Source organism: Phytohabitans houttuyneae (assembly GCF_011764425.1).
Taxonomy (GTDB): domain Bacteria; phylum Actinomycetota; class Actinomycetes; order Mycobacteriales; family Micromonosporaceae; genus Phytohabitans; species Phytohabitans houttuyneae.
Map to the genome: position 1 here is coordinate 2462263 of NZ_BLPF01000001.1, position 24986 is coordinate 2487248.

The window sequence follows — 24986 nt, forward strand, 5'->3', positions numbered from 1 at the left end:
GATCAGACCGCCCGCCACCGGCCTTCGCTGCGGACAGCTACCGACACTCACCACCCGACATGCCGAACGGAACGCTCTCATGATCGGCGGGACACCAGCCGCTCAGGGGCGTCCGGCGGGCTCGGGTTCGCGGGCGGGTTCGGCGACGGCGCTCTCCCGGATGCCGTAGCGGCGGTAGACGCGGCCCAGCGGGCCCGGCGCCCACCAGTTCCAGCGGCCCAGCAGCCGCATCGTCGCCGGTACCAGCAGAGCGCGGACGAGCGTCGCGTCCACCACGATGGCGACGATCATGCCGACGCCGATCAGCTTGACGAACATGATGCCGCCGGTCGCGAAGCCGGCCACCACCACGATGAGCAGCAGCGCCGCGGCGGTGATGATGCGGCCGGTCGCGGCGAGCCCGCGCGCCACCGACGCGGTGTTGGCGCCGGTGCGGTCCCACTCCTCGCGCACCCGGGATAACAGAAACACCTCGTAGTCCGTGGCGAGTCCGAACAGGACGGCCAGCATCAGGATCGGGCTGCTCGGCTCGATGAAGCCGCTCGGCGTAAACCGCAGCAGGTCGGCCAGGTGGCCGTCCTGGAAGATCCAGACCACGACGCCGAACGAGGCGCCGATCGAGACGAGGTTCATGAGCACAGCCTTGATCGGCAGTACGACCGAGCCGAACGCGAGGAAGAGCAGCACCAGCGTGGCCGCAGCCATGATCAAGGCCATCCAGGGCAGCCGCGAGGCGAGGCTGGATACCAGGTCGATGTCGGCGGCGGTACGGCCGGTGACCATCACGTCGGCGCCTTCCGGCTCGGGCAGGTCGCGGATCGCGCGGACCGTGTCCTGCGCGGTGTCGCTGGTCGGCTCGCCGGTGTACGTGGCGGACAGCAGCGTCGACTCGCCCCGGTTGGCGGTCACCTGCACCCCGGTCACGCCCGGCACCTGCCCCACCCGCTCGGCGAACCGCTGTGCCTCGGCCGCGGGCACGCCGGATACCAGCACCTCGATCGGCCCCACCGTGCTGCCGGGGAACTCGGCCGCCATCCGGTCCGCGACCACCCTCGGCCCGCTCCCGGCCGGCAGCACCCGCTCGTCGAAGCCGCCGAACTCCATCCGCAGCGCGGGCACGGCGAAGACGGCGAGGATCGCGACCACGCCGACCACGTACAGCCAGGGGCGACGCATCACGCTGCGGGCCAACCGTGCCCACCCCGCGCCGGTCGTGTGCTCGCGGCGGCGCCACGGGGTGGGGATGCGCAGCGCGTTCACCCGGGGGCCGAGCACGGCGAGCAGCGCCGGCAGGACCGTCAGCGCGCCGAGCATCGCCACCAGCACGGCGGCCATGCCGCCGAACCCCATCGAGCGGAGGAAGACCTGCGGGTAGATCAGCAGGCTGGCCAGGGCGAGCGCGATCGTGAGACCGGAGACCATCACGGTACGGCCGGCGGTGATCATGGTTCGCTGTATCGCGGTCGAGGTGTCGTGGCCGGCGGCCAGCTCCTCGCGGAAGCGGCTGACCACGAACAGCGCGTAGTCGATCGCCATGCCCAGGCCGATCAGCGTGATCACGTTGACCGCGAAGACGGAGATGTCGGTGACGAGCGTGAGCAGGCGTACGGCCAGGAACGCGCCGAGGATGGCCAGCCCGCCGACCAGCAGCGGCATGCCGGCCGCCACCAGGCCACCGAAAATGATCACGAGCAGCACCAGCAGTACCGGCAGGGATAGCGTCTCGGCGCGGATCAGGTCGCGCTCGGTCTGGTCGTTCGCCTCGTACCCGAACGGCACCGAGCCGCCCGCCTCGGTGGTCAGGCCCGGCGCGTCCAGGACCGGCGCCACCCGCTCGTACGCCGCGGTCTTGTCATCCGGCTCGACCGCTCGCAGCTGCACGACCGCGTACGTGGCGTGGCGGTCGGTGGAGACGAGGTTGGGCGCCTGCGTGTCGTACCAGCTCGTCACGCTCGCGACCTCGGGCAGCGTGCGGACCTCGGCGAGCGTGGCGGTGACCGGGTCGCGGAAGGCGGGCTGGTCGACGGTGGCGGCGGCGCTGGAGTAGAGGACGAGCACGTCCACGTCCTGGTTGCCGAGCTCGGCGATGATCCGCTCGCGCGCCTTCGTGGACTCGCTGGCCGGGTCGTCGAAGCCCCCGCCGGTCAGCTTGCCGAACACGCCCGTGCCCCAGGTCGCGCCCACCACGACGAGCACCGCCGCGGCCGCCAGCACTCCCCACCGCAGCCGGACGACCGCCCTACCCCACCACGCGAACATGCGCTTACCCCCAGGCCCACAACCGCTAAGCTGTAATAGCCGATCAGTCAGGTGAACGATGTTTACTATCGCAATCGCCGTTTCCGAGCGTCAAGGGGGTTCGCGCTTATGACGGCTACGTCACCGTCCCGGCGGGAACGCCTGCGCACGGCCACCGTCTCCGAAATCAAGGAGGGCGCTCGCAAGCTGCTGGTCACCGGCGGCCCGCCGGCCATCTCGCTGCGCGCCATCGCCCGCGACATGGGCATGACCGCACCCGCCATCTACCGGTACTTCCCCAGCCTCGAAGCGCTCGTCATAGCGCTCGCCGAAGACCTGATGGCCGAGGTCGCCGCCGTCGTGGCCGAGGCGAGCGATGCGGCCGGCGAGGACCCGGGGCGCCAGCTCGCGGCGATGGCCCGCGCGTACCGGGCGTGGGCGGTCGCCAACCCGGTCGAGTTCGGCCTCGTCTTCGGCGCGGCGGTGCCGGGCGTCGGCGACCTCGGCCTCGAGTGCCTGCCCGACGACCCGGGAGCCGACCTCGGCCGGCCGTACCTGGCCGCGTTCCTCAAGCTGTGGCAGCGCAAGCCGTGGCCCACGCCGCCCCGCGAGTACATGCTTGAGCACCTCGGCCCCTACCTCGGCCCGCTGCGCGAGGTGCACGGCGACCTTCCGATCGAGGTGGCGTACACCTTCCTGTCCGGTTGGGCGCGGCTCTACGGCATGGTCGCGATGGAGGTGTTTCACCAGGTGCGGTGGGCGCTGACCAAGCCGGAGGCGCTCTTCGAGGCCGAGATCGTCCAATTCCTGAGCCAGGTGGGCGCGCTGCCTGAGTAGGGTGCCAGACATGAGCGAGACTCGCGCGGACGTGGTGATCGTCGGAGCCGGACACAACGGGCTCGTCTCCGCCGTCCTGCTGGCCCGGGCCGGCCTTTCCGTCGTCGTGCTGGAGGCCGCCGACGTGATCGGCGGCGCGGCCCGCACCGAGCACCCGTTCCCGCGGGTGCCGGGCCTGGGCCACTCCACCGGCTCGTACCTGCTCGGCCTCATGCCTCCCGAGCTGCTCAAGACGCTCGACGTCGACATCCCGGTGCTGCGCCGCGACCCGCACTACTTCCTGCCCACGCGCGGCGACGCGTACCTGCTCTTCGGCACCGACCGCGAGTCCACCCGCGCCCAGATGGCACGCTTCTTCTCGCCCGAGGACGTGGCCGCCGACGACGCGATGCAGGCGGAGATCGCCGCCCTCCGCGACGACCTCGGTCCCGCCTGGCTGGCCGAGCCGCTGCCCGTCGAGGAGACCGCCGACCGCTACATCCGGCCCGCGCTCCAGCAGACCTTCATCGACCTGGTACGCGGCTCGGTCGCCGACTACCTCGCGCGCTTCGACTTCCGCTCCGAGCTGCTCGTGTCCATGTACGCGGTCACCGACGGCCTCTCCGGCCTCAACGCCGGCCCCGACGACCCGGGCACCGGTCACAACTTCCTGGCGCACAACATGTGCCGGCTCCCGGGTGCCGACGGCACATGGATGATCGCCAAGGGCGGCATGGGCACCGTCTCCCGGACCTTCGCCGACGCCGCACGCGCCGCCGGGGCCCAGATTTTCACCGGTACCAAAGTGAAGCAGATCTCCCTCGACAGCGGCGCGGCGTCCGGCGTCGTCCTGGAAGACGGGCGGTCGGTGCACGCGAACGTGGTGTTGGGCGCGTGCGACCCGTACCGGCTGATCGAGCTGTTGCCCGACGGCGCGCTGCCGGCGCCGCTCGCCGCGCGCATGGCGGAGGTCCGCCGCCCCGGCACCACCCTCAAGGTCAACCTGGCCCTGTCCGACCTGCCCCGCTTCACCTGCCTGCCGGCGGACGCGCCCAGCCCGTTCGGCGCGACGATCCACCTCCTGCCCTACCAGGACTCGCCGATGGCCTCGCTCCGTGCGATGTGGACGGACGTGGTCGCGGGGCGGCTGCCCGCCGAGCCGACCATCGAGTGGTACCTGCACACCACAGTGGACCCGTCGCTGCAGGACGAGGGAGGGCACCACTCGTCGGCCCTGTTCGTACAGTCGGTGCCCGCCACCATCACCGACGAGCAGGTGCCGTCCTATGTGGAGCACCTGCTGTCCATCTGCGACTCGTACGCGCCAGGCTCGTCGGCCCTCGTCGCGGACGCGTTTCCGCTGACCCCGTCCGGGATCGAGCGGCACTTCGGCATCACCGGCGGCCACATCCACCACATCGACAACACGGTCTCCTTCACCGACCGGATGCCTTATGCGACGGGCATCGACGGCGTGTACGCGGGCAGTGCCGGCTGCTTCCCGGCCGGCTCGGTGATCGGCGCCGCCGGCCACAACGCCGCGATGCGCATCCTCCGCGACCTGGGCCGCTGACCGGGGAGTCAGCCTCGGGAGTGGCGGGAGTTGAGGTGAGGGTCCAAGTCCTTGGTCCGATCCGGGTGTGGCTCGGACCCGATCCCGTCAAGCTCGGCCCTCCTGGACAGCGGGCGGTGCTGGGACTACTGGCCCTGGCCGTGGGGCAGCCGCTGTCCCGGGCGAGTTGGTCGACGCGTTGTGGGGCAGCCGGCCGCCGCCCACCGCCGTCAACATGCTGCACAGCCGCGTGAAGCATCTGCGACGGCTGCTGGAACCGCAGCGGCGCCGGTTCGCCGGCAGCGAGATCCTGCCCGCGGTCGGTGACGGGTACGCGCTGGGGCTGCCCGCGGATCGGGTCGACCTTTCCAGCTTCCGGGATCTGGCCGACGCGGCGGCGGTGGCCCACGGCGAGCGAAACCCGCGGCAGGCGGCGGACCTGCTCGGCCGAGCGCTGCGGCTGTGGCAGGGGCCGCCGCTGGCCGATCTTCCACTGCTGGCCGGCCATCCCAAGGTGGTCGCGTTGATCGAGCAGCACCGCACCGTGGTCGCCCGCTACGGCGAGTCGTTGATCGAGGCCGGCGACCCGGCGGCGGCGGTGCCGGTACTGGAGCAGGCCGTCGCCGCGCATCCCTTGGACGAGACCACGTGCGCGCTGCTGGTTCGCGCCTGCCATGCCGCCGGCCGGCGTGGCCAGGCCTTCGCCGTCTACCACGAGACGCGGCGGCGCCTGGCCGAGCAGCTGGGTGTCGATCCCGCACCACAGCTCGCGGCGGCACATGAGGCCCTTCTCCAGGACGATGGACGCTCGAACGCCGCGCTGAAGACCGCGGTGCCCACCGCGCCGCGACCCAGTCCCGCCCAGCTTCCGGCCGACCTCGCCGCGTTCACCGGCCGGACCGACTCCCTGCGCCAGCTCGACGACCTCCTGCCCGGCGACACCGCGGTGGCATCGGTCGGAGCCGTGTCGGGCGCCGCCGGCGTCGGCAAGACCACGTTGGTGGTGCACTGGGCGCACCGCGTCCAGGACCGGTTTCCGGACGGGCAGCTGTATGTGAACCTGCACGGTTTCGCCCCCGGCGCGGCGGCGACGAGCCCTGAGGAGGCGCTGCGCGGCTTCCTCGACGCGCTGCGGGTGCCGGCGACACAGATCCCGCGGGACCTGCCGGCCCAGGCCGCCCTGTACCGCAGCCTGCTGGCCGGCAAGCGGATGCTGGTCGTGCTGGACAACGCCCGCGACGCCGAGCAGGTCCGCCCGCTGCTGCCCGGCGCGCCCGGCTGTCTGGTGGTGGTGACCAGCCGCAACCGGCTGGCCAGCCTCGTCGCGGTGGAAGGCGCTCGTCCGCTCCCGCTGGACCTGCTGACGGTCGGCGAGGCACGCCAGTTTCTGACCCGCCGCCTCGGGCGGCGGCGGATCGACGGTGAACCCGAGGCGGTGGACGCGATCATCTCCGCGTGCGCGCGGCTGCCGCTCGCGCTTGCCGTGGTGGCCGCCCGCGCGGCGACCCATCCGCACTTTTCCCTCACCGCGCTGGCCGGCCAGCTCCGCGGCCCCGCTGGCGGCCTCGACGCGTTGGCCGGCGAGGACGCGGTCACCGACGTCCGGACGGTGTTCTCCTGGTCGTACGACGCCCTGTCACAGGACGCGCGCCGGCTGCTGCGGTTGCTGGGCGCCCATCCCGGTCCGGAGATCGCGACGGCCGCCGCCGCAAGCCTCGCCGGCGCGCCGGTGGAGTCGGTGCGACCGCTGCTGACCGAGCTGACCCGCCTGAGCCTGGTCAACGAACCGGTACCGGGCCGGTACAGCTTCCACGATCTGCTCCGTGCCTACGCGGTCGAGCTGGCACACGCTCACGACGCCCAGCCGGAGCGGCACGACGCGCAGCGCCGGATGTTCGACCACTACCTGCACACGAGTCACGACGCGACGGCGCTGCTCTATCCCCACCCTGCCCGGGTCACCCCGGCGCCGGCCCACCCCGGCGTGACCATCGAACCGCTGAACGACCGTCCTCAGGCGTTGGCCTGGGTGACCACCGAACTTCCCGTGCTGCTCAACACGGTCACCGCCGCCGCGGACGCCGGCTTCACCACCTACTGCTGGCAGCTCGTGGTGACCCTCGCGGAGTACCTCGAAGGGTGGGCACGCTGGCACGACTGGGCCGATGCCGTTAGCACCGCCCTGCGCGCCGCGCGCGAACACGCCGATCTCGTCGGGCAGGCCAACGCACATTGGTGCCTGGCCAACGCGCGCTTCTTCCTTGGCAGCCAGCACGATGCTGACACGCACGTCGAGCGTGCCCTCGAACTCTTCACCCAACTCGACGACCAGGCCGGACTTGCCCGCACCCACCACAGCGCCAGCGCCTTGACCTGCGACCCGCAGACCGCCCTGCGCCACGCCCGGCAGGCGCTCACCCTTTACCGAGCCGCCGGCAACCGCTCCGGACAAGCCCACGCGCTGAACAACGCCTGCCAGGCCCAACTCTTCATCGGCGCCCATGACGAGGCTCTCCGGCACGGCGAGCAGGCGCTGACCATCTTTCAGGAGACCGGCAACACGAACAGCGAAGCGTACACATGGGACACGCTCGGCACGCTCCACCAGGTCCGAGGCGACCACCAACAGGCGATCACCTGCTTTCACAACGCTCTCGCCCTGCTACGCGACATCGGTGAACGCGTCGTCGAAGCCGGTGTCCTCTGCCGGCTCGGCGCGCTGCACGTCGGCCTTGACAACCTCGCCGCCGCCCGCGATGCGTGGCACCGGGCACTGAGCATCTACGACAAGCTCGGCCCGCCGGACGCGGCCAGCGGCCTCCGCGCTCGCCTTGACGGCCTCGACCAGTCGCCGGCCAGTCGCTGACCAGTCGGGTCTCTCATGCTTTCGCCACGACTCTCTTCGTCCTATGGAGGTCCCGTTGATGATGGACTCCGCAGCGACGCCGTGGTGGCGGCTCGGACGGTTCGCTGCCTGCTCGGTGCTGGTCGCCGCCACCACGGCGGTGGTGACACCCGCGCCCGCGGCCGCTGGTGGCCGGTTTCCGCCGGGGGCGGCCGGCGTCGGCGATCCCTACTTCCCGACGTACGGCAACGGCGGCTACGACGTCGCGCACTACGACCTCGACATCCGGTACGCGCCGAGCACAGACCTGCTGACCGGGCGCGCGGTGATCCGGGCGCGCGCCACCGCAAACCTGTCCAGCTTCAACCTCGATTTCGTCGGGCTCACGATCGACGGTCTGTTTGTCGACGGGCGGCCGGCGGCCTACTCCCGGGCGGGGCAGGAGCTGACCATCCAGCGCACCCTGCGCGAAGGATCGGTCTTCACCGTCGACGTGCGCTACCACGGCGTGCCCGAGCCCTTCCCCATCCAGTTTCCGGTCCGCGCATGGCCATCGGGGTTCCTGCACACCGACGACGGCGCGGTGGTGGCTGGGTTTCCGGAGGTCGCCGCGAGCTGGTACCCGGTAAACGACCACCCCATCGACAAGGCGAGCTACTCGTTCGCGATCACGGTGCCGGCCGGGCTGGAGGCGATCGCGAACGGCGTGCCGCGCGGGCAGACCAGCCGGGCCGGCTGGACGACGTGGCGGTGGGAGCAGCGCACGCCGATGATCAGCTATCTGGCGACGGCCGCGATCGGTGAGTTCGACGTGCGGACCACGTGGCGAGAGGGCCGGCCGACGGTGATCGCCATCGATCCGGACCTGCCACCGGGCTTCGCGGACGACGCCGTGGCGCGCACCGACGAGATCACCGACTTCTTCGCCGGCTACTTCGGCCCGTACCCCTTCGAGGCCAACGGCGCGATCGTGGACGACTTCCCCGACCTTGTGTTCTCCCTTGAGCTCCAGACCCGGCCGATCTACTCGCTGGACCAGTTCGACCAGGGAGCGACAACCCGCGAGACGTACGTCGTCGCGCACGAGATCGCCCACCAGTGGTTCGGCGACAGCGTGGGGCTGCGCCAATGGGACGACATCTGGCTCAACGAGGGCTTCGCGACGTACGCGGCGGACTACCTGTGGAGAGAGCACCTGGGCGAGGGCACCGCGCAGGAGGTCTTCGACTTCTTCTACGCCGAGCCGCCGGACAGTCCGATCTGGACACCGCCGCCCGGCGATCCCGGCCCCGGCGACCTCGACCTGTTTGGCCCGTCAGTCAACTACCGCGGCGCGATGACGCTGCACGCGCTGCGGATGACCGTGGGCGAAGACGCGTTCTGGCGGATCGTGCGCGCCTGGTACGCCGAGCAGCGCAACGGCAGCGGCTCCACCGGCGACTTCGCGGCACTCTCCGAGCGGATCTCCGGCCAGCAGCTCGAGGGGCTCTTCGAGGCGTGGCTGTTTACCGGAAGCAAGCCGCCGTACCCGCAGGGCGCCGCACCGGTCCCCTCGGTGCTCGTCAGCCCAGGACTTGGGCCTTTGCGGCGGCATACTCCTGGTCGGTGAGTGCGCCGCTGGCGTGCAGGTCGGCGAGCTGCTGGAGCTTGCCGGCCAGGTCTGAAGGGGCAGGCGGCGGTGCCGACTGCTGCGGCTGCCGCTGCTCGTGGGCCGCCTGCCGGGCAGCCTCCTCCTGGGCGGCCTGCTGCTGCCGCCGGCCCCGCCAGCCGTGGACCGCACCGGTGGTCGCGCTGGCGGTGCCGGCGATGACCGCGGTGCGGGCCATGGTGCCCAGCAGGCCAGGCCGGCCGCGCCGCACCATGGGACGTCCAAGCATGGATAACCTCCGATCGTCAGATGGCGGCGGCCTCGACGGCGCGGACGACAGCGCCAGGTATCCGTTCGGCGTAGGCCACCTGCCCGCCAGCCTCGGCGACGATCCGCCGCACCTCGCTGGCCCAGGTGTTTTCCCACAACAGCACGCCGGCGGTCGTACCCGGCTCGAGCTCCTCGCCGATCTCCATCAGGTCGGACTCACCGATGAGCCCGTCGACGGCCTGCACGACCTGGTCCAACGCCTCGTACGTGTCTTCGCCGGCACGCTCACCAATCTCGAAGGTGATGACGGTGCCGTCGTCTTCCTTGCGTACAAAGGCGATGTCGATGATCCGGATAGTGCCGAACTCAGCCAACCGCCGCAGCTCCGGCGCGAGCCGGTCTCCCGGAACGTCGCCGGGAAACTGGACGACCACCAGGTCCAGCGGCGCCCGCTCCACGACTTCTTCCCTGGTCATCGCGCCTCCCAAAGCCGCGTTTCGGCCCATTCTCCCGGGCGGGCTGCTCGTTTTGTTCGCTTTCGCGGTTTTCGGTGTTGCCTCCGGTCATTGGAGGCGCGCCGCATATCTCATCCGCGTTTTCGGTCCTCGGTCAGCGCCGACGGATCTTGTCCGGCACTCGCGGCTCTCATCCGCGCCTCCGGGGCGATGCCCGCTGTCCGCTGAGGTCATCACCGCCCTTCGGGTCGCGCCCCGGCACTGGCGGCTCTCATGCCCGCCTTCCGGCCCCTGCCCCCGCGTCCGATCCACGCCTGCCGCTCCGGACTTCATCCCCGCCTCCCTATCCACGCCCGCCGCCCGCGGATTCCACCCACGCCTCCCCGGTCTTCGGTCGGCGCTGGCGGATCTCGTCCCGGTCTCCCCTCCCGGACCTCATCCACGCCGCCGGTCCACGCCCGCCGCCGGCGGACCTCATCCCCGCTCGTGGTCATCACCCGGCACCGGCGAACTCCGCCCGCGCTACGCGCCGCTTCGGTGAGCTGCTCCGGCATCCCGGCCGTCACCCCGTCCCGGCCCGCCCGGCGCTGCGAGATCGCAAAGGCGCCCTCCCGGTCACCGCCCCGGGCTGGCAGAGGGCGAGGCGGAGGGCGAGGCGGTCGGATCCGGCGAAGGCGTGACGGAAGGCGAAGGCGAAGGTGTGGGCGACAACGACGGTGAGGGCGACGGCGGCGGGCCCGGTGTCGTCGGCGGGCAGATCGGGACCGCGTCGCCGATGTGGAGCAGCAGGTTCGGGCTGCCATCGAGAGGATCCCGGACGGCGCCCGGCGTCGCGGCGGCGATCACGGCTGCCGCAACCTCCGGCGGTGTGGCCTCGGGATGCTCGGCCAGGTAGAGGGCGGCGGCGCCGGTCACGTGCGGTGCCGCCATCGAGGTGCCGCTCAGGCTGCGGGTGGCGTCGTCGGAGGCGCCCCACGCGGACATGATCCCCACGCCGGGCGCGAAGAGGTCGACGCAGCCGCCGGTGTTGGCCCACCGGGCGCGGGCGTCGTCGCGGTCGGTGGCCGAGACGGTGAGCGCCTCGCCGACGCGGGCGGGTGACTGGTTGCAGGCCGGGCGGGGCTCGCCGCCGGAGCCGTTGCCGGCCGACAGCGCGAAGGTGATGCCGCTGGCGATGGCCCGCCGTACGCCGTCGTCCAGGGCCGGGTCGGGGCCGCCACCCAGGCTCATGTTGGCGACGGCGGGCTTACGGACGTTGGCGGCCAGCCAGTCGACGCCGGCCAGGACCGTCTCGGTGGTCCCGCCGCCGGCACAGTCGAGCACGCGGACCGCGACTACGCGGGCGGCCTTGGCCACGCCGTGCGCGGTACCGGCGATCGTGCCGGCCACGTGCGTGCCGTGGCCGTGGCAGTCGTCCGCCGGGCCGCCGTCGATGGCGTCGAAGCCGCTCTCGGCCCGCCCGCCGAAGTCCGCGTGGGTGGTGCGCACGCCGGTGTCGATCACGTACGCGTGGACGCTGGCGGCGTCGCTCGGGTAGGTGTACGCGCTGTCGAGCGGCAGCGCCCGCTGGTCGACGCGGTCCAGGCCCCACGACGGCGGGCCGGACTGGGTGTCGGTGAGGTGGTGGGCGATGCTGCGCTGCACGTACGCCACCGCGGGGTCGCGCAGCAGCGAGCCGGCCTGTTCGGCGGTCATCGTGGCGGAGAAGCCGTGCAGCGCGGTGCTGTAGGTGTGGCGGGCGGTGACGCCGTACCGGTCAGCGACCGCCTCGGCCTGGATCGCGCCAGTGGTCACAACGATGTAGACGCTGTCGCTCGTGGACGGAGCCGGTGCGGGCGCAGGTGTGTGCGACGGGGCGGGCGCCGGCGTGGCCAGCGGCACCGCGATGGTCATGAACACGGCGACGAGACCGAACACGGCCCTCACCTGCCCTCCCGAGGCGGGACTAAATGTCCCTTTTGTACCTCAAGGAGCGCGGGCGCGACAGGCGATTACTCCGATCGGTTGGCCGGTGCGGGCGCCTTGCTGGCGCGGATCTCGTGTCCCACGCTGGTCAGGCACCGCCCGCTGGCCAGGTCGAACTTCCAGCCGTGCAGCTGGCAGGTGAGCTGGTTGCCGTCGACGATCCCGAAGCGGGTCAGGTCGGCCTTCAGGTGCGGGCAGCGGCGCTGCACGACCCAGTCGCCCAGGCGGATGTCTTCCTTGTCGGCGTTCTGGAAGTGCTCGTCGTACCAGCCCTCGGCGTACTGCAGCCGCTCCTCGGACAGGCACTTGAAGAACGCGTACACGAACTCGTTGTACTGACCGATCCGGGCCGCGGAGAAGCGGCAGGACAGAAACAGCGAGTTGACCCAGTCGACCTCACCGATGTGCAGCAGGTGCTCGACAAGGGCCCGCTCGGTGCGGAAGCGGTAGCGGACCTTCTCATCGCCGTAGGGCCGCACCTGCCCCTCCGGAAAGTCCACCACGATCGACTCGACCGACTCCCCGTCATACCCGACCAGGTCGAAGCGGACCGGCCCACCCACACCCTTGGCCAGATAGATCGACTCGTCCAGCAGCGGCTCGATGACCCGCTTCATCTCCTTGAGCACGTCGATCTCGGGGTGCCGCCACGACGCCTTCGCCGCCTCGATGACCGGACGCTTACGCTCCCGCATCTCCTCCAGGTGCGCCCGCTTGTTGGCGAAGAACTCGTCCACATCGGTCGGATGCGTCGTCGTGCACGAGTCCGCGGTCAGCTCCGACACCGAGCCGGGCAACAACACCACACCGTTGGTTCCGCCAACCTTGGCGTACTCCGCCATGAACACCGACTGGTCCGGGAAGATGTTGCCCTCGTCGCCGAAGATGTCGTTGAACTGCCACAGCTCGTCATCCAGAAAACACGGCGGACCCGCGATCGGGAACACATGCGACGCCTTGAGATCGTCGATGTAACGGAATGTGCGGTCGAACTGCCGATCCCGCTTCTGCTTACCGAACGCGGTCTTCGCCGTCTGCGGCAGCTCGTACACCATCGGGTACCAGATCGCGCCAGAGAACTGCAGCATGTGCGCGTGCACATGCCCCAACTCCGCGAATGTCGACAGGTCCGTCGGCCGCGCGTCGTTCTGGTTCAGCAGCCGCACCCCGCCGTACTCCACCCACAGCGACGAGTCCCCGATCGGCCCGTCCGTCGGCGACGTCAACGCCTGGATCATCACCTTCAGCCCACCATCGAGCTCCAACACCTCGTTGGTCTTCGTCTCGATGAAGCTCGTGAACCCCAACTCCCGCAGCTCATCCTCAAGCTCGCTCGTCGGGTACTCCGGCAGCAGCACCGTCGCCTTCTTCGACACAAAACGCTTCAGATGCTCCGCGTCGAAGTGGTCCCGGTGCAGGTGAGACACATACAGGTAGTCGGTACGCCCCAAACTCTCCCAGTCCAACAGCGAGTTGTCCGGGAAGGGGAACCACGACGCGAAATACGCCGGGTTGACCCACGGGTCGCACAGGATACTGCCCGCGGCCGTGTCGATCCGCATGCTCGCGTGCCCGGTACCCGTCACTCGCACCGCACTGCCTCCACACTCGTTGCCGCTCGCAGTCGAGGTTACGTTCCGACGCTACCGGGCGCGCGGCCACATCCCGGCGCGGGGCACGATTCCCGCGCATGCCAGACTTACCGCAGATCGGATCGAGGGGAAGGACCCGAAGGTGGCGGGTAGCGAGCCGGTGACCTCACCGGACCAGCGCAAGCCGGGCGGCCGTAAGGCTTCCCGCATCGGCGCGGTTTTCACGATCCTGGTGCTGCTGTCCTTGCTGATCGGCAACCACACCGGCCGCGTCGAGGACGTCTTCCTGATCGTCATCGCCGGCGTGCTCACGCTGATCCTGATCGGCGACGTGGTGCTGCGCCGAAACGGCCTGCGTTCCTAGCAAGAATTTTGAGCTACCGCGACGTCCGCGGTGGTCCAGACCGTTGCTCCCGCGGCCTCACCCTCCGCGGTTTCACAACCGGACCGGCCGCTGGGCTCGGGATGGCTCATCGGGTCGAGGCGGCCAATCGCGGTAGGGCAGAAACGCGACCCGCCATGCGATCACCACGAAGATGTAGAGGCCGGCGCCGCCGACAAACCACCACAGCGCGTCGCGGCGGCGGTAGGAAGCACGCGGCGCGAGCCAGGCCGTGACCACCACCGGAACGGCGATCCAGCCCAGATCGGCGAGCGGGCCGCTGCCCATCGCGCCCTCGATCAGCTCGCGGGTGGCGGTGGATGACACCACCACTCCCAACACCAGCAGCGTGGCGATCAGCGTGCGGGGCGCTCGCCTGAGCGGTGGGCGTGAGCTGAGCGAGCCATCGAGCATGGCCAGCAGGATACGAGCCGAGGCAGGACGGCGGGAGCCGCTCTTCGCCGGCCGCAGGCCCTGGTCTTAGGCCCGGCGACCACGGAGGGTGAGGCCGCGGGAGCAACGGTCCGGACCACCGCGGGCGTCGCGGTAGCTCCCGGTCTGAAAAGGATCTTCAGGCCGGGAGGCGCTCACTGGCCGCGGAGGATGTCCTTGACCTCCTTGAGCGCGGCGTCCACCTCGGCCTCGAAGTAGCCGCCCGGCACAAGGCCGAACTGCGCCCGGTCGATCTCGTTGGGGCTCATGGGCATCGGGCCGCGGCCGGTCACCGCGTTGAAGATGCCCTCGAAGAGGCGGTCGACCTGGGCCGGGTCGTAGCCGCTGCCGAAGCGCCGCACCTGGAAGCCGCGGCGCAGCTGGTCGATGCGCTGGAGCTCCGGGGGCAGGCCGGGCATGCCGGGCGGCGGGCCGCCCATGGAAGGGCCCCCCAGGCGCATCTCGGCTGTCATGTCCTTGCCGTGGCGGCCGGGCTCGGCGAAGCCGTCGAAGCGTTCGTCGCCGCCGTAGCGGTCGTCGGGCGGGCCGCCGAAGCCGCCGGGGGGTGCGCCGAAGCCGCCGGTCGGAGGGCCGTCGTAACCGCCGCGGCCGGGGGGCGGGCCGTCATAGCCGCCACGTCCGGGCGGGGGTCCGTCGAAGCCGCCGCGGCCCGGGGGCGGGCCGTCGAAGCCACCGCGTCCGGGTGGAGGGCCGTCGAAGCCGCCGCGGCCGGGCGGGCCGTCGAAGCCGTTGCCGCCGCCGTAGCCGCCGGTCTGGTCGTAGCCGCCCTGGTCGTCGTAGCGGCCGTAGGGGTCGCGGCCAGCCTGGGCGGGCATCGGGCGCTGGGGCATCGGGGGGCCGCCGGGGGGCATGCGGTCGTCGCGCAGCGGCGGGCCGATACGCTCCGTCATCGGGCCGCCACCCATGCGATCGGGTGGGCCCATGCGGTCCGGCGGGCCCAGCCGGTCTGGCGGGCCCATGCGGTCGGCGGGGGCGAGGCGGTCGGGCGGGCCCATGCGGTCGGGGACGCGGCCGTAGCCGCCGCGCTCCTCCAGCTCGGCGAGCTGCCGCTCGACGCGGTCGAGGTGGAGGTCGACCTGCCACTCGTCGTAGCCGCCGAAGCGCACGCGGAAGACCACGTCGTGGACCTCCTGCGAGGCGACCGGGGCTCCCACCGGGTCGCCGGCCAGGGTGGCCTCCACGCGGTCGAGGAAGGCGTCCACCTCATCGACCTTGTAACCGCGACGCAGCGCCCGGCGCCGGAACCGCTGACCCTGACTAGCCACCTATGTCACCTTCCGTCCGCGCTGCCGGTCTCGCTGGCGGCCAGCTGTCCGCACGCGCCGTCAATCTCCCGACCTCGCGTGTCACGCACTGTGGTCGAAACGCCGGCTTCGCGCAAGCGCCGCACGAACTCCCGCTCGACCGGCTTCGGGCTCGCATCCCAGCGGCTGCCCGGCGTCGGGTTGAGCGGGATGAGGTTTACGTGGGTCGACCGCCCGGCGAGCAGCCGCCCCAGCAGGTCGGCTCGCCACGGCTGATCGTTCACATCCCTGATCATCGCGTATTCGACGGACACGCGGCGACCCGTGCGGGAGGCGTAGTCCCACGCGGCGTCCAGCACCTCAGCGACCTTCCAGCGTTGGTTGACGGGCACGAGTTCGTCGCGCAGCTCATCATCGGGCGCGTGCAACGACAGCGCAAGGGTTACGGAGAGTCCCTCTCCCGCCAGCCTACGCATCGCCGGCACCAACCCGACCGTGGAGACCGTCACATGGCGCTGGGAGAGCCCGAGCCCCTCCGGCGCCGGCGCGCACAGCCGCCGGACCGCATCGACGACCCGGGAGTAGTTGGCCAGCGGCTCGCCCATGCCCATGAACACCACGTGCGACAGCCGCGGCGGCGAGCCGGAGACGGCACCCGAGGCGGCCACACCGGCCAGGTAGACGGCCTGGTCGACGATCTCGGCGGTGGACAGGTTGCGGGTGAGGCCGGCCTGGCCGGTGGCGCAGAAGGGGCAGGCCATGCCGCAGCCTGCCTGGCTGGAGATACAGACGGTGACGCGGTCCGGGTAGCCCATCAGCACGCTCTCGACCAGCGAGCCGTCGTGCAGCCGCCACAGCGCCTTGCGGGTGGCGCCGTCGTCGCAGGCCATCTCGCGCACCGGGGTGAGCAGGCGGGGCATCAGCGAGCCGGCCAGGCGGTCGCGGGTGGCGGCAGGTAAGTCGGTCATCTGCGCGGGGTCGCGCACGAGCCGCCCGAAGTAGTGGGTGGACAGCTGCTTGGCCCGGAACGCCGGCTCGCCCAGCTCCGCCACCAACGCCTGCCGGCCGGCCAGATCGAGGTCGGCGAGGTGTCGCGGGGGCAGCGCCGGGCGGCGCCCCGGCGCGTCAGGGCTGATCGGGAGTACGGGCAGGCTCGTCATAGCTCGTCCAGTCTCCCATGCGCCCGCTTTTGGCGCGGACTCGTGTCAGGTGAAGACGGCCAGCAGCAGGTACGCGGTCGGCAGCGCGAACAGGATGGAATCAAGCCGATCCATCAGGCCACCGTGTCCGGGCAGCAGGTTGCTCATGTCCTTGATGCCCAGGTCGCGCTTGAGCATCGATTCGGCCAGATCGCCCAGTACCGACGCAATCGACAGTGCCAAACCGAACACGGCACCCCACCACGGCTCGACGTCGAGCAGCAGGTAGAGCAGGATCGCGCTGCCCACCGCGGTCGCGACGAGTGAGCCGGCCAGCCCTTCCCACGACTTTTTGGGGCTGATCGTGGGGGCCATGGGGCGCTTGCCGAAGAAGACGCCGGCCACGTACCCGCCTGTGTCGGAAAGCACTACCGCGGCGAGTGTGACGATCACGCGGCGGGCGCCGTCGTCGGGCTCGGCGAGCAGTGCGGCGAAGCCGCCGAGGAATGGCACGTACACCGCGATGAGCGTGGCCGCCGCCGCGTCCCGCCCGAAGCCGGACAGGCCGTCGGCGAGCCGCCACACGAGCGTGGCCAACAGCGTGACGAGGAAGCCGAGCATGAGGGCGTCTTCACCGGCGTACCAGGCCATGCCGATCGTGACCAGGCCACCGGCGGCCAGCGGCACCGCCGGCGGGTGCGCGCCCACGGCGCGCACCGCGCGGCTCATCTCCCAGATGGCGACGCCGAGAGCGACCACGATCACCGCGAGGAACGCGGGGCGCCACACGAACAGCGACGCGATGACCACCGCGCCGAGCGTGACGCCCACGCCGATCGCCGCGGGCAGGTTGCGGCCGGCCCGGCCGGTCGCGCGCCGCTTTCCGGGACCGGGGCGCCGCGGCCGCACCGGGTCGGTCGCCGGCTCCGCGTCCGCCTCGGCGCGGGGTTGCACCTGCGGGTACGCGGCGGTCTGCGCTTCGGCCTCGGAGTACGGAAGGTCACCCGACCCCGTGTACGGCTCGTCCGCGCGCCCGTTACGGGTCGGCCACTCGCCGGCCGGCTCGCGGTCGGGCTGGTCCAGCCAGGGGTCCGGCACCCAGGAGTCGGGTGCCCGGTTGGGCGTCTGGTTGCCGTAGGGGTCGAGTTGCGACATCAGACCTCGAGCAGCTCGGTTTCCTTGTGCTTCACGAGCTCGTCGATGTGCGTCACGTACCGGTGGGTGGTGTCGTCGAGGTCCTTCTCCGCACGGCGGCCGTCGTCTTCGCCGGCCTCGCCGTCCTTGACGATGCGGTCCAGCTCTTCCTTGGCCTTGCGGCGCACGTTGCGGATCGCGACCTTGGCTTCCTCGCCCTTGTGGCGGGCCACCTTGATCATGTCGCGGCGGCGCTCCTCGGTCATCTGCGGCAGCAGGATGCGCAGCTGGGTGCCCTCGTTGTTGGGGTTGACGCCCAGGTCGGAGTCGCGGATCGCCTTTTCCATCGCGCCGAGCTGCGAAGCGTCGTAGGGCTTGATGATCGCCATCCGTGGCTCGGGGGTGCCCACGGAGGCCATCTGGGTCAGCGGGGTGGGGCTGCCGTAGTAGTCAATGATGATCTTGGAGAACATCGCCGCGTTGGCGCGCCCGGTGCGGATCGCCGCGAACTCCTCCTTGGCGTGCTCGACCGCGCGCTCCATCTTTTCCTCGGCCTCGAGGAGGGTGTCGTCGATCACCTGCCCCGTCGCCTCCCTTCTAGCTAGTTAGCAGTGATCAGGGGTGCCGATGCTCGCCTAGTTGGCCGTGATCAGCGTGCCGATGCGCTCGCCGCTCACAGCCTTGACGATCGTGTCGTCGCCCTCGGCTCCGAACACCAGCATCGGCAGACCGTTGTCGCGGCACAAGCTGAAAGCGGCGGCGTCGGCGACCCGCAGGCCTCGCTGCAGCGTCTCGTCGAAGGTGATCGTGTCGAGCTTGACGGCGGTGGGGTCGGTGCGCGGGTCGGCCGTGTACACGCCGTCGACACCGTTTTTGCTCATCAGCACGACATCGGCGTGGATCTCCAGGGCCCGCTGCGCGGCGACGGTGTCGGTCGAGAAGTACGGCATGCCGGCGCCCGCGCCGAAGATCACGACGCGCCCCTTCTCCAGGTGGCGGATGGCGCGCAGCGGGATGTACGGCTCGGCGACCTGGGCCATGTTGATCGCGGTCTGCACCCGCGTCTCGATGCCCTCCTTCTCCAGGAAGTCCTGGAGCGCCAGGCAGTTCATGACCGTGCCGAGCATGCCCATGTAGTCGGCGCGGGCCCGGTCCATCCCGCGCTTTTGCAGCTCGGCGCCGCGGAAGAAGTTGCCACCGCCGACGACAACCGAGACCTGCACGCCGCGACGCACGACGCTCGCGATCTGCCGGGCCACGGCCTGCACGACATCGGGGTCGACACCGACCGCGCCGCCGCCGAAGACCTCACCGGAAAGCTTGAGCACCACGCGGCGCGAACGCCCGGGGGGCGGTGCGGTCGGATCGTCCATCGTCGCGGGGTCTCCCGCCACCGTCTGCGTCATCCGGTCCGCCCTCCGCCGTCGTTGGCTGCCTTGCTGATGGTGCTGGTGGTGCTGGTGTGGCGCGCTCCGGCGTCACCGGCGCTGCCGCTCACACTACGTGACAAGGAGGCCGCCGTGACGGTCACGTCCACCGGCGGCCTCCTCGGCTGTTCGATCTTGTACTGGCGCTTCGTCTTCGCAGTCGGAAGGCCGATCAGGCCTGGCCGACCTCGAAGCGCACGAAGCGGGTCACTTCGATGCCGGCCTCGCCGAGCACCTGCTTGACCGACTTCTTGTTGTCGGCGACCGACGCCTGCTCCAGCAGGACGAAGTCCTTGAAGAAGGCGTTCACCCGACCGTCAACGATCTTGGGCAGCGCCGCCTCCGGCTTGCCCTCCTCGCGCGCGGTCTGCTCGGCGATGCGGCGCTCCGACTCCACGACATCGGCCGGCACCTCCTCGCGGGTCAGGTACTTCGGGCGCATCGCGGCGATCTGCATCGCCACGCCACGCGCGTCGGCGTCGCCCGCCTCGTCGGTCTTGCCGGTGTACTCCACCAGCACGCCGACCGCCGGCGGCAGGTCCTGGCTCTTGCGATGCAGGTAGACCGCGGCGGTGCCGTCGACGACGCCGTAGCGGTTGAGCACCAGCTTTTCGCCGATCTTGGCGGACAGGTCCTGCACCGCGTCGGCCACGGTCTGCCCGTCGGCCAGCGTCGAGGACAGCAGCTCCTCAGCGGTGGTCAGACCGGCGGTGTCACCGTGCTCGACAAGGCGCTGGGCCAGCGCGACGAAATCGGCGTTCTTGGCGACGAAGTCGGTCTCGCAGTTGAGCTCGAGCAGCGCCTTGCCCGAGTGCGCCACCAGGCCGTTGGCGGCGGTGCGCCCGGCACGCTTGCCCACGTCCTTCGCACCCTTGATGCGCAGGACCTCGACAGCCTTGTCGAAGTCGCCCTCCGCCTCGTCGAGCGCCTTCTTGGCGTCCATCATGCCGGCGCCGGTGAGGTCGCGGAGCTTCTTGACGTCCGCGGCGGTGAAGTTGGCCATGACTCTCTCTTTGGGTCGTGGTTGTCGACTGGCTTGTGGGTCCTACTCGGCGGCGGCCGGCGCCGGCTCGTCCGCCTTCTTCTCGGTGTCCTCGAGCAGCTCGCGCTCCCACTCGGGCAGCGGCTCGTCAGCGCCGACCACACCAGGCTCGGGCTTCTCCTCGGCACCGCTGCGGGTCGCGCGGCCGGAGCGGGCGATCAGGCCGTCGGCGACCGCCGTCGCGACAACCTTGGTCAGCAGCTCGGCGGAACGGATCGCGTCGTCGTTACCCGGGATCGGGAAGTCGACCTCGTCCGGGTCGCAGTTGGTGTCGAGCACGGCGATCACCGGGATGCCCAGCTTGCGGGCCTCGTCGACGGCGATGTGCTCCTTCTTGGTGTCGACCACCCAGATCGCGGCCGGCACCTTCTGCATGTCGCGCAGGCCACCGAGCGTGCGGCTCAGCTTGTCCTTCTCGCGGGACAGCTGGAGGGTCTCCTTCTTCGTGTACCCCGCGGCGGTGCCGGTCAGGTCGAGCGACTCCAGCTCCTTCATGCGCTGCAGCCGCTTGTACACGGTCTGGAAGTTGGTCAGCATGCCACCGAGCCAGCGGTGGTTGACGTACGGCTGGCCGACCCGCGTCGCCTGCTCAGCGATCGCCTCCTGGGCCTGCTTCTTCGTGCCGACGAACAGGATGCTGCCGCCCTCAGCGACGGTGCCGCGGACGAAGTCGTACGCCTTCTCGATGTAGTCGAGCGTCTGGCGCAGGTCGATGATGTAGATACCGTTGCGCTCGGTGAAGATGAACCGCTTCATCTTCGGGTTCCAGCGGCGAGTCTGGTGCCCGAAGTGGACACCGCTCTCCAGCAGCTGGCGCATGGTCACTACGGCCATGGTGGGGTGCTCCTCGATCTTCCCTGGTTGTCACGCCCGACCGGTCGGTCAGGCGTCCTGGCGCCTGATCGCCGGCCAGGGTGGGCCCGACAACGTCGGGACCAGGGGACCGTCGCCCCATGGACGAAGCCGTGGGGAGGGCGCGCGAGGTCGGCCGCCAGAGGCGGTCGCCAGTCGACCAGTGTACGCCCCGCTCCGCTCCGTCGCCGGGCGGGCTGGGGGCGGGCGTTCGCTCTGGATTCCTGGGGCAACGCCCGCCTCGCCAGTGACAGCGGCTGGTGCACGGCGGCTGCTTCCCGGCACGAGGCTGCCTGCTGTGCACGGGTCCTTGATCCGCGTCTTTCCGAGTCTTCGTCGTCTGGAACTCAAGTCAGGCAGGCTTGCATCTTGCCTGGTCAGGCCTGCTGGGTGACACCGCAAGCTGCAAGGGCAAGCGTCCGCTCGCGATCGCATCAGGCCATGGGGGCGCTCGCGCTGCTTCCAGCGGACGCCCAGCACCACGCCGCTGCCGCCCATGAGGTCCTCGATCGGCGTCAACCCCCGATGCAGCGAGCAGATCGTGGACGTCTGCCACCCCTGGATGGGCTGGATGGGCAACCAACGTCCAAGATCACAGTGCGACCACGTCGAAATCCCGCTCGGAGACCGTTCGCTCGTGATCACATCAGCCCCAGCCGGCGCCCTCGCCGCTTCCAGCAGGCACCAACACCACACTGTCTGCTACGAGCGGGATCCCTTGATCGGTGCCACACCCGACGCCAGCGAGCAGATCGTGGACCCTTCCTGCCCGTCCAGGGGCTGTAAACGTCCACGATCACTACGCGACCACCCCAAACCCCGCTCGGAGACCCTTCGCGGTCAAATGCGTGCGCTCGCTCGCGATCACAACAGCCCGCGCCCTCGCCGCTTCAAGCAGGCACCCAGCACCACACCGTCTGCTATGAGCGGGATCCCTCGATCGGCGCCAACACCGACGCCCACAAGCGATCACCCCAAACCCCGCTCGGAGAGCCTTCGCTCCTGATCACGTCAGCCCAAGCCGGCACCCTCACGGCTTCCAGCGGACACCCAACACCACACCGGCCGCCGCGAGCGGGACCCCCTCGATCGGCGCCAACACCCGGCGCCACGAGCAGATCGAGGACGCCTACCACCCCGAATGGGCCACCAATGTCCCACGATCACGATGCGATGACCTCAAAGCCCAGCGTTCGCGGTCCAAGAGCAAGCGCGATCACATCTGCCCAAGCCTCCGCCGCCTCGCGGCTTCCAGCCGGCACCCAGCGCGCACAAGGCGTCGACACGCAACGCCAGCGAGCAGATCGTGAACCCCTACCGCCTCCGAAACGGCGGGATCCGACGTCCGCAGCCACTGTGCGACCCCGGTCCAAGGGCGACCATCCGGCGGACAGGACCACCCCGACGCTGGCCCACCGCGAACGGCGAGGCCGCGGGAGCAACGGTCCGGACCACGACGGACGTCGCGGTAGCTCAAAATCTTGGTTGTCAGGTCGCCAGCGCCGCCGCCACGAGCAGCACCAGCCCGATCGGCAGGTAGGCGGTCGGAGGGCGCAGCCACGCCTGCGGTCCCGCGCCGTCGCTGGGGAGCCGGTTGGCGCCGGTGACCAGCGCGTACAGGCCGAACGCCACCAGCGGCAACCCGGCGACCAGGAACGTGCCGGCCACCACGCCGGAGGCCACCACGGGCCCGCCGACCGCGGCGTCCGCGAGCAGCCGCAGCGCCGGGATCTCGAAGATCGCGGCGAGTACCGCGAAGACGATGCCCGCCGCGGGCCGCTTTGTCCGGTACACCCCGTCGGCCGGCGGCATCGACGGGCGGTGCAGCGCGGAGCGGTCGATCGCCTCGGTGTGGAAGCGCTGCGTTTCGATCGGCCCGGCCTCGGGGCGGGGTGCGATGGGCGGCACCGCGCCGGTGGGCTCCTCGAACGACTTGTAGCCCGGCGGCGGTGGCGGCGGGACCTGCTGTGCCGCGGGCGGCACCTCGTACGCGGCGGGCGCGGGCACCTGCTGCGTGCTGTAGGAGGACGGCGGCGGCCCGTAGGCGGGCACCTCGATCGCCGGCGCGGCGAGGGGGTTGTAGGCGCTCTGCTGGTCGTACGCGGGCGGCGACGCGGCGTGCGTGCCTCCCGCCAGCGGGTCCGCCTCCAGCGACTCGCCCGCGCCGCGCGGGCCCGGCAGGCGGTAGCCCTCCCACTCCGGCTCGCCGTGGCGGCGGTCGTACCAGCCGCGATCTGCCTGGTCGGGGGCGTTCCGTTGAGGGTCCACGGCCGCAACCTATGCGACCTGGCGCGAATAGGCCACCTTCGCAAAGCGGGCAAACATCTGTGATCGGCGTCGCTGCGCGCGGCGCGGCGGGCGGGCGGGCACGATCCCGGCATGACACCGGCGGACGCGGCCATGCTGACCCGGACGTTCCGGCATTTCGCGCGCAGGGAGTTCCGCGGCCACTCGATCCGGTACGAACACCTCTCCGCCGCCGTCGCCGACCACCCGCAGCTCGCCACCCCGCTGCTTGCGGCCCCGCCGGGGCAGCGGCGGGCGATCCTGTTCTTCGCCGCGGTGCAGTACATCTTGCGCACCGTCGCGCCGGGCCACCCGCTCGCCGGGTACCTCCCGACGCTCGGCGGCACGCGTGAGGCGGACAGCGCGATGCCGGCGGCGCTGGCGGACCTCGTGGCCGCGCACCGCGACGATCTCACCGCGCTCTGCGCGACCAGGACCACCCAGACGAACGAGGCGCGCCGCGCCGCCCTCCTGCGGCCTGCGTTCGGCCGCGCCGCCGAGATGCTCGGCCGGCCGTTGACGCTCGTCGAACTCGGCACCAGCGCGGGCCTGCTGTTGATCAGCGATCGGTACACCTGCGAGTACCGCGACGGCGATCGCGTGGAGTCCTACGGGCCGGCGGGCGGGCTGACGATGAGCTGCGAGGTGCGCGGCGGGCGGTGGCCGTCGCCGGCCGCGGCGGACCTTGTGGTGGCCGATCGGGTGGGCATCGATCTGTCCCCTGTGGACGCCGCCGATCCGCGTGCCGTCGAGTGGCTGCGGGCCTGCGTGTGGCCGGAGCACACCGAGCGGCTGACCCGCCTCGACGCGGCGCTGGCCGAGGTGGTGGCCGCGCGACCGCGGCTGGTGGCGGGCGAGATGGTGGCCACGCTGCCGGGCGTGTTGTCCACTGTGGATGAGGACGTCGTGCCGTGCGTCTTCACGTCCAACGCGCTCATGTACCTGTCGGCCGCCGACAGCCGCCGCCTCGCCGCCACGCTGGCCGAGGTCGGAGCGCGGCGCGACCTCGCCGTGGTGCTGAACGAGGCGTCCCAGTGCGGCGCGGAACTCTTCACCGGGAGGCCGGCGGAGGCAGGCCCGCGCGGGATGCTGGCCGTGGGCCTGCTCACCCTTGTCGTCTGGCGGGGCGGCCGGGCCACCGTCGAGGTCCTGGCCCGGACCGGGCCGCACGGTCAGTGGTTGGAGTGGGTGCAGCGGGAGTACGGGTACGAGCCAGCCTCATAACACACCCACCGCATGATTGTCCGGCTCTCCACAGCCCACCCGCCTGTCCACAGATCGATCATGGTCCCGTTCCGCACCCGTCCCCTCCCCCACATGCTCTTTTCCCATGACGACGGCGACATTGGCGGTCGGTGCGTACGGCGAGCGGCGTGCGGTCGCCCACCTGATCGAGGCAGGCATCCGGATCGTCGAGCGCAATTGGCGCTGCACCGACGGTGAGATCGACATCGTCGCCCGGGACGGCGACGACATCGTCTTCTGCGAGGTGAAGACGCGGCGCAGCTTGGAGTTCGGGCCGCCGGTCTGCGCGATCGTGCCGACCAAGGCGCGGCGGCTGCGGCGGCTCGCGCTGCGCTGGCTGCACGAGCACGACCTGCACGGCCACGACGTGCGCTTCGACGTGGTTTCCGTGCTCCCCCAGCGGCGGGGTGCGGCGCGCGTCGAGCACCTGCGCGGGGCCTTCTGATGCGGCATCGCGGGGA

At 71.1% G+C, this 24986-nt stretch carries 20 protein-coding genes and 1 pseudogene; 7 read left to right on the forward strand and 14 right to left on the reverse strand.

What is annotated here, in order from left to right; translation table 11 throughout:
• Positions 1-102: 102 nt before the first annotated feature.
• Positions 103-2259, reverse strand: coding sequence for an MMPL family transporter (locus tag Phou_RS10795; RefSeq protein ID WP_173055862.1), 2157 nt, complete (start codon positions 2257-2259; stop codon positions 103-105).
• Positions 2260-2367: 108 nt separating this feature from the next.
• On the opposite strand from Phou_RS10795, the gene Phou_RS10800 reads away from it, so the two are divergent.
• The 4 genes from Phou_RS10800 (at position 2368) to Phou_RS10815 (ending at position 9060) form a co-directional block, all read left to right on the forward strand.
• A complete protein-coding gene (locus Phou_RS10800; protein WP_173055864.1) occupies positions 2368-3075 on the forward strand; it encodes a TetR/AcrR family transcriptional regulator in 708 nt (235 codons plus the stop codon).
• Positions 3076-3085: 10 nt separating this feature from the next.
• Positions 3086-4627: a phytoene desaturase family protein gene (locus Phou_RS10805; protein ID WP_173055866.1), complete on the forward strand. Its 1542-nt coding sequence runs from the start codon at positions 3086-3088 to the stop codon at positions 4625-4627.
• 166 nt (positions 4628-4793) lie between these two features.
• Positions 4794-7472: an AfsR/SARP family transcriptional regulator gene (locus Phou_RS10810; protein ID WP_178134958.1), complete on the forward strand. Its 2679-nt coding sequence runs from the start codon at positions 4794-4796 to the stop codon at positions 7470-7472.
• Positions 7473-7530: 58 nt separating this feature from the next.
• A complete protein-coding gene (locus tag Phou_RS10815; protein WP_246273480.1) occupies positions 7531-9060 on the forward strand; it encodes a M1 family metallopeptidase in 1530 nt (509 codons plus the stop codon).
• Here Phou_RS10815 and Phou_RS10820 read toward each other — a convergent pair.
• The 4 genes from Phou_RS10820 to Phou_RS10835 all read right to left on the reverse strand — a co-directional run bounded on the left by Phou_RS10820 (position 9014) and on the right by Phou_RS10835 (position 13321).
• Positions 9014-9328: an SHOCT domain-containing protein gene (locus tag Phou_RS10820; protein ID WP_218578939.1), complete on the reverse strand. Its 315-nt coding sequence runs from the start codon at positions 9326-9328 to the stop codon at positions 9014-9016. The genes Phou_RS10815 and Phou_RS10820 overlap by 47 nt on opposite strands.
• 16 nt (positions 9329-9344) lie before the next feature.
• Complete coding sequence (locus tag Phou_RS10825) at positions 9345-9785, reverse strand: DUF6325 family protein (protein ID WP_173055868.1); 441 nt, start codon at positions 9783-9785, stop codon at positions 9345-9347.
• Between the two features lie 594 nt (positions 9786-10379).
• A complete protein-coding gene (locus Phou_RS10830) occupies positions 10380-11681 on the reverse strand; it encodes a S8 family peptidase (protein ID WP_246273481.1) in 1302 nt (433 codons plus the stop codon).
• 74 nt (positions 11682-11755) lie between these two features.
• Entirely contained in the window at positions 11756-13321 is a 1566-nt protein-coding gene (locus Phou_RS10835) for a Rieske 2Fe-2S domain-containing protein (protein ID WP_173055870.1), read from the reverse strand.
• 142 nt (positions 13322-13463) lie between these two features.
• On the opposite strand from Phou_RS10835, the gene Phou_RS52475 reads away from it, so the two are divergent.
• The gene (locus Phou_RS52475) at positions 13464-13685 is read left to right on the forward strand and encodes a DUF2631 domain-containing protein (RefSeq protein WP_246273482.1); all 222 of its coding nucleotides are present in this window, start codon (positions 13464-13466) and stop codon (positions 13683-13685) included.
• A gap of 72 nt (positions 13686-13757) precedes the next feature.
• On the opposite strand, the gene Phou_RS10845 is transcribed toward Phou_RS52475, so the two are convergent.
• From Phou_RS10845 to Phou_RS10885, 9 genes and pseudogenes are all read right to left on the reverse strand, one after another.
• Positions 13758-14117 (reverse strand): hypothetical protein, encoded by a 360-nt coding sequence (locus Phou_RS10845; RefSeq protein ID WP_173055872.1) that lies wholly within the window; start codon positions 14115-14117, stop codon positions 13758-13760.
• A gap of 173 nt (positions 14118-14290) precedes the next feature.
• On the reverse strand, positions 14291-15421 hold the full coding sequence (locus tag Phou_RS10850; RefSeq protein WP_173055874.1) for a DivIVA domain-containing protein: 1131 nt from the start codon (positions 15419-15421) through the stop codon (positions 14291-14293).
• A gap of 5 nt (positions 15422-15426) precedes the next feature.
• Entirely contained in the window at positions 15427-16560 is a 1134-nt protein-coding gene (gene rlmN, locus Phou_RS10855) for a dual-specificity RNA methyltransferase RlmN (RefSeq protein WP_173055876.1), read from the reverse strand.
• A 45-nt stretch (positions 16561-16605) separates the two neighbouring features.
• Positions 16606-17751, reverse strand: a pseudogene (locus Phou_RS10860) (phosphatidate cytidylyltransferase); the annotation flags it as partial.
• On the reverse strand, positions 17694-18251 hold the full coding sequence (gene frr / locus Phou_RS10865; protein WP_173055880.1) for a ribosome recycling factor: 558 nt from the start codon (positions 18249-18251) through the stop codon (positions 17694-17696). The pseudogene Phou_RS10860 and the gene frr, both read right to left, overlap by 58 nt.
• 57 nt (positions 18252-18308) lie before the next feature.
• Complete coding sequence (pyrH, locus tag Phou_RS10870; RefSeq protein ID WP_173058245.1) at positions 18309-19046, reverse strand: UMP kinase; 738 nt, start codon at positions 19044-19046, stop codon at positions 18309-18311.
• A gap of 226 nt (positions 19047-19272) precedes the next feature.
• A complete protein-coding gene (gene tsf / locus Phou_RS10875) occupies positions 19273-20103 on the reverse strand; it encodes a translation elongation factor Ts (protein ID WP_173055882.1) in 831 nt (276 codons plus the stop codon).
• 42 nt (positions 20104-20145) lie between these two features.
• Positions 20146-20976, reverse strand: a complete 831-nt coding sequence (gene rpsB / locus Phou_RS10880; protein ID WP_173055884.1) for a 30S ribosomal protein S2 — start codon at positions 20974-20976, stop codon at positions 20146-20148.
• Between the two features lie 1506 nt (positions 20977-22482).
• A complete protein-coding gene (locus tag Phou_RS10885; RefSeq protein WP_173055886.1) occupies positions 22483-23262 on the reverse strand; it encodes a hypothetical protein in 780 nt (259 codons plus the stop codon).
• A gap of 111 nt (positions 23263-23373) precedes the next feature.
• On the opposite strand from Phou_RS10885, the gene Phou_RS10890 reads away from it, so the two are divergent.
• Both Phou_RS10890 and Phou_RS10895 read left to right on the forward strand, forming a co-directional pair.
• A complete protein-coding gene (locus Phou_RS10890; RefSeq protein ID WP_173055888.1) occupies positions 23374-24504 on the forward strand; it encodes a DUF2332 domain-containing protein in 1131 nt (376 codons plus the stop codon).
• A gap of 106 nt (positions 24505-24610) precedes the next feature.
• Entirely contained in the window at positions 24611-24970 is a 360-nt protein-coding gene (locus Phou_RS10895; RefSeq protein ID WP_173055891.1) for a YraN family protein, read from the forward strand.
• Positions 24971-24986 lie beyond the last annotated feature (16 nt).